Source organism: Rickettsiales endosymbiont of Peranema trichophorum, assembly GCF_004210275.1.
GTDB lineage: Bacteria > Pseudomonadota > Alphaproteobacteria > Rickettsiales > Midichloriaceae > RICK02.
The window spans coordinates 1-5,701 of sequence record NZ_SCFA01000040.1; the positions used below are offsets into that span (position 1 = coordinate 1).

Annotated in this window: 6 protein-coding genes; all 6 read right to left on the reverse strand. The window is 40.7% G+C overall.

The genetic code is table 11. From position 1 onward, the window contains the following. Positions 1-82: 82 nt before the first annotated feature. The gene (locus EDM53_RS01880; RefSeq protein ID WP_130121875.1) at positions 83-901 is read right to left on the reverse strand and encodes a hypothetical protein; all 819 of its coding nucleotides are present in this window, start codon (positions 899-901) and stop codon (positions 83-85) included. Between the two features lie 17 nt (positions 902-918). After that, the gene (locus EDM53_RS01885; protein ID WP_130121877.1) at positions 919-1,866 is read right to left on the reverse strand and encodes a hypothetical protein; all 948 of its coding nucleotides are present in this window, start codon (positions 1,864-1,866) and stop codon (positions 919-921) included. 107 nt (positions 1,867-1,973) lie between these two features. After that, entirely contained in the window at positions 1,974-2,891 is a 918-nt protein-coding gene (locus EDM53_RS01890; protein WP_130121879.1) for a hypothetical protein, read from the reverse strand. 8 nt (positions 2,892-2,899) lie between these two features. After that, positions 2,900-3,820: a hypothetical protein gene (locus EDM53_RS01895; protein ID WP_207215410.1), complete on the reverse strand. Its 921-nt coding sequence runs from the start codon at positions 3,818-3,820 to the stop codon at positions 2,900-2,902. 97 nt (positions 3,821-3,917) lie between these two features. Continuing rightward, on the reverse strand, positions 3,918-4,154 hold the full coding sequence (locus EDM53_RS01900) for a hypothetical protein (protein ID WP_130121883.1): 237 nt from the start codon (positions 4,152-4,154) through the stop codon (positions 3,918-3,920). Between the two features lie 196 nt (positions 4,155-4,350). Continuing rightward, on the reverse strand, positions 4,351-5,701 hold a 1,351-nt coding region (locus tag EDM53_RS01905), incomplete at its 5' end, for a PD-(D/E)XK nuclease domain-containing protein (RefSeq protein ID WP_130121885.1).

The following is a 5,701-nucleotide window of genomic DNA, read 5'->3' on the forward strand; positions in this document are numbered from 1 at the left end:
GAAAGTATGAGAGTGAACCGAGACACATCCTTAAGTGGAACGCCAGAGGATTTTCCTCTGTTAGATACCTTAATGGAGTGGACTAGTGTGTCTTCATGGTGCTGTGGATCAGGCTATAATGTAGTTTGTCATTAAAATTAATAGCGATAGTGCGGAATTGATGATGGCTATGTGTGAGCTGCATCAATTTAGAGGGGAGTATAGAATATGGGGGTAGTATGCCGTGCAAAGTTTGTGATGGACCTGGGGGGTTGCCGGTCCATTTTGGGGTGGGACATCGTGTTGAACCCTTAGATGTTTCTGAAGAACTGAAACTACGATCAAAGAGCATGCTGACTATCTGTAACAATAAATGCCTTGTAAAGACCTCTGCATCTTTCTGATATCTGTTGAGGTAATTATCACCAGGCTTCTTCCTACCTTTTGTCAATATACACTGTTCTAGCTCGCTGGATTGGCACAATTTACCCCCACTATCACAGTATGAATCTATAGTTATTCCATTCCTTAATGTAATCTGACTATTAGATATGGATCCCGAGTATTCCGACGCATCCTTTAAACCATTTGCTTGCACAAATTGATCGCGGGCTACCTCATCACCAATCTTTATGTCTGTGCCTTCAAAAAACTTTCGTACATAATACACTAATTCTCCAGTCCACTGTTCTTCCTTCCCTTGACAACATTCATCACACGAACACTCTTTAAAACTCATAATCACTTCCCCATCTAGAGCTAAATATGTTCCAACACCTCCATGAGCGTGGGGAAAATCATACCCCCATACATCCGGATATGGTGGATATTTCTTCTTGACCATACCACTTTCTTCTGACATTCCTTCACTCAATGGTAACAACATCAAAACCATCAATAGCAATTTAATATACCACTTCATTAGTATTGCTTAACCCCCTATTGTTTGATGTTGCCTTCCTTCTTCCCATGCTGCTCATACAAATACAACAATAATCTATCATGCAATCCCTGTATCCTATAATCATCATCTTGATACACTTCTGTCGATAATCTCTGAATTACAGAATACGGTACTACAAACAGCTTTCCTTCTATCGCCTCCCCTGGTGCTAGCTCCACCTTACCTGATAACTGAAATTTAGTCTCCATATTCTGATCAAAACGTACTACCTCATTACCCCAAATACTGCAAGCTAAGAATGTATCATCATCTAAAGCTATGAACCGGCTTGAAAAGAAACTCAACTGGTGATAAAATAGTGGTCCTCCATTCCCTCCACAATCGTACTTACCTCCAATATCTTCTGACATATCCATAGAGATGTTATTGTAAAGTCTTACAATAGAAAAAACCTCCGCATCTTTCTGATATCTGTTGAGGTAGTTATCACCCGCCTTCTTCCTACCTTTTGTCAATGTACAGTGTTCTAGTTCATCTGGGTAACATAGTTTACCTCCCCTATCACAGTATGAATATATGGTGACTCCATTTCTTAATGTAATCTGATCATCTACTATCTCCCTCTCATCCTTTAAACCATTTGCTTTCACAAATTGATCGCGGGCTACCTCATCCCCAATTCTTATGTCTGTGCCTTCAAAAAACTTCCGTACATAATACACTAGTTGTCCTGTCCACTGTTCTTCCTTCCCTTCACAACACCCTTCACATGAACACCCTTCGAAACTCATAATTACCTCTCCATCTGGCGCTAAATATGTTCTAACACCCCCATAAGCGTTGGGGAAATCATATCCCCACACGTCTGGGTATGGTGGATACTTCTTCTTGACCACACCTCCTTCTTCTGACATCACTTCACCTAACGGTAACGCTATAAGAGTAATCATCAGCAACAGCCTTGCATACAACTTGATTCGCATCTTCCTCAGACCATCCTAAAATCCTTCCCTACATTATCGACCTTAGCCTCCTTAGCTTCAGACTTCTTATCTATTACAGCCATCTTGTAACCTCCTATTGTTTGAACTTATTTTTTCCTGCCATACTCTTCATATAAATACAATAGCAACAAATCATGTAATCCTTGAATTCCGTCGTACTCCTTTACACATAGCTCCGCATAATCGCCGTCGATTGCTGAAGATGGTATCGCAAATATCCTCCCTTCTATTATCTCTCCTGGTGCTAATTCCACACTACCAGATAACTGAAATTTACTGTTCATATTTTGATCAAAACGTACTATTGCAGTGCTCCCACTACCATTACTACCACCAGCCAAAAAGGTATTATCATCTAAAGGTACTAGGCGATTAGGGAAAAAACTCAACTGATTATAAAAAGTAGTTCCTAACGCTCTACACTCACAATAATCCTCAGTTTCTGACACCTCTGTGGATATATCATCTTGAAGCACCACAACGTAAAAACTCTCTACACCTTCGTGGTATTTATATACACGATCATCTCCAGGTTGTTTCCTACCCTTTATCAGAGTACACTGCCTCATCTCATTGTGTCGACACAACCTACCAGTCCCTGAGCAAGATGCAAGCACAGTTATGCCATTCCTTAATGTAATCTCATTATCTGGTATCTTCCATGTATCCTTCAAACCATTGTCTTTTATAAACTGATCGCGAGCTATCGCATCACCAATCTTTATGTCTGTGCCTTCAAAAAACTTCCGTACATAATACACTAACTCTCCAATCCACTGTTTCTCCTTCCCCTCACAACAGCCCTTACAGGAGCACTTACTAAAACTGACCACAACCTCGCCATCCGGTGCTAAGTATATCCCAGAACCACCGTGATTCTCAGAAAAATTATACCCCCATATGTCTGGATATGGTGGATACTTCTTCTTGACCACACCTCCTTCTTCTGACATCACTTCACTTAACGGTAACAATATCAAAATCATTATCACTAACAATTTCATGTGCAACCTCATTTGCATCCCTTTGGAAATGGATCGGGCACCCATCCATCTTTTGTCAACCTTTGTCCTCTACCGCACTTGTTACGTATATCTAATAACACCCTATCATGTAATCCCTGTACAGTATATTCTCCTTCTTCCTTCACTTTACTTGCCAATGCTTTAATCCTAGCATAAGGTAACACGAAGAATTCACCCTCTAGGATCATACCGTTTATCCATGACGGATTTCCAGCTCTAAACTTTGTCTTCAGATTCTCATTAAACCGTACAATTAAATCACCTGACTTATCGTAAGCTAAAAAAGTATTGTCATCTAAAGCAACCAAATTTCTACCAAAAAAAGCTAGCTTCTTATAAAGAAACGTTCCTCCCTTCCCACATATCTTCTCATCACCTTCTTCATATCTCTCCCTCGTGACTTGATCGTATACTCGAACAATAGAGAAGCTCTTCGTATTGCGCGCACCTTTCTTTAACACCTCTCCTGGCTTCACTCTTCCCTTTACTAAAAGACATCGTAACAACCCATTATACATACATTCTTTGCTCTGTTCAGCGCAGTATGTCCTAATGTTCAAACCGCTCTGCAATCTAATCTGGTTATTGTCTGCTCTATACAACTTTAAATTCTTCTTCTTCACAAACTCACCAAATTTTCTTTCATCTCCTATTTTAGTAGTCATACCTGTAAAGAATTCTAAAACATAATGTTCTTCTCTTCCCCTCCAGCCTTCAATGCTACCCTCACAACACCCCTTACACGAACATGCTTTAAACTGTACAATAACCTTTCTATCCGGACTAAAATACACATCCACTATATATCCTGGTACGCTATGTCTCCATACGTTCGGATACGTCACATGTTCCTTCTTGACATGCTTAACGATTTCCCCAGACATCAATCCCTCAAACGGCAATGCCATAAGGGCAATTATCAGGAACAGCTTTGCACACAACTTAATTCGCATCTTCCTCAGACTCTTCTAAATCTACTGTTGTTTAATGTCATTGTCTTTCACATCATGCTTTTCGTATAAATCCTGGACTGACCCCATTGAGTTGGGCAAGCGAGAGAGGCAATGAAGAGAGTTGATGTTTGTCCGATATTTTCTCACTGCGCCTTACTGCTTTCTGGCTCATGCCATCTGCATGTCCTAGTTCAATCTGCCTATCCTTAAACATGTTCCTGATCAACTCAGCTCTATCTTCTTCACGTTTAAACTCCAAAGTGATGGCGCCCGCAGGAACCAGCAGCACCAGTGTGATAAATAACAGGGTGAACCCTAAAACATGTGACCAAAACCTATTATTCCTAATCAGCATCATAGGATAGAACGGATAAGACTCATAACATTATCCGAGACCCTACTTTAGTCTTTACATTCACGCAACTGTAATATTTAGAATGTGTTACAATTTTATAATAGTACCCTGCTCGTCATCGGTAGTGGTGCTAAATCTCATTGAGCCTTTGGCATACCAGCTCCATGTGCTTCCCACAAAACGCCAACCCTATCGCCAGTACTTCCTTCACTCCGTTCTGTCTAAATAGCTCCAGGTATTGCTTATCCTTCACTTGCTTTAAGCCTTCTTTTGCTTTTGCCTTTAGCTTCCTTGTGTCGTCTGTTGCTTTGAACTCTAGTAAGATGCCAGCTCTCTCATTCTGCTTTGGTAGCATCACTACGTCAAATCTTCCAAGCCCTGATTCTTGATTGGACCGTATGTAGTATTCTCCTCTCAGTCCCACTACCAAACCCAATATGAACACATGAAACACTCGCTCAGGTGTGTTCTTATTAAAGTCAAAGTAGCTCCCACTTTGCATGATATAGCTTGTGATGTACATCTCAAACTTCTCCATGTCTCCATCCACCAAGCTCTTCACAAAGCTATCGTATGACTCTATGCTTATTGCCTCACTAAACCAATCATCTACTATGTCATCGTACACAAAGCTCACTTCTTTGTTTGGTATCAATAAATGACATATCAGCTTGTTACCTTGCCTTTCCTTCTCCACTACCTTCAAGTATCCTGCATACAACAACAAACTCCACAACGCTTCCGGTTTCTTTCTTATATCGGGAAATACCAAGTTCTCAGACAGTGCTTGTGTTATTACCTTCCCCTGTAATAACTCCTCAAACTCCTTCTTCACTACAGGTTTTGCCTTCCTTAACAGATCCCCTATCAACGCATTGCTTGACGTATTTAACCAGTACTCCTGTAGTATTCCTTCGTTGTCCAAGCAGTTGATTATAGACCAGGGGTTGTACAATACATGTTTGCCTATTTGATAGCCGTTGTACCACTCCTTTATTTCACTAAGCGATACCGGTTGCTTTGTTTCTTCCAGTAGCTTTACAACCTCATCTTCTGTAAATCCAAAGTATTGCCCAAACCTCTCTCTTAGCATTGAATATACTGAGATGTTGTTCAGTCCAGAGAATAGACTCTCCTGAGAGATACGTGTTATGCCAGTAACCACAGCCTTTGTTAAGTAACTGTTATCCTTTAATGCCTGACCCAATATGCCCCGCATCAGCTCTACCATCTCCCCGTAGTATCTGTGCAGATGAGCCTCTTGTATCGGTGTATCGTATTCATCTATTAAGATGATAGGGTTCTTGCCACAATACCTATACATATACAGGCACAACCGCCTAAGTGCTGACTTGATATCAGATGGCTTCCCTTCTCTGTTCATTAACGCCTTAAAGATCCTTACCTCACTATCTGATAGCAATCCATCTACTTCAAGTAAATACCTGTGTGCTTCATACAGCTCCATAATAAGACATACA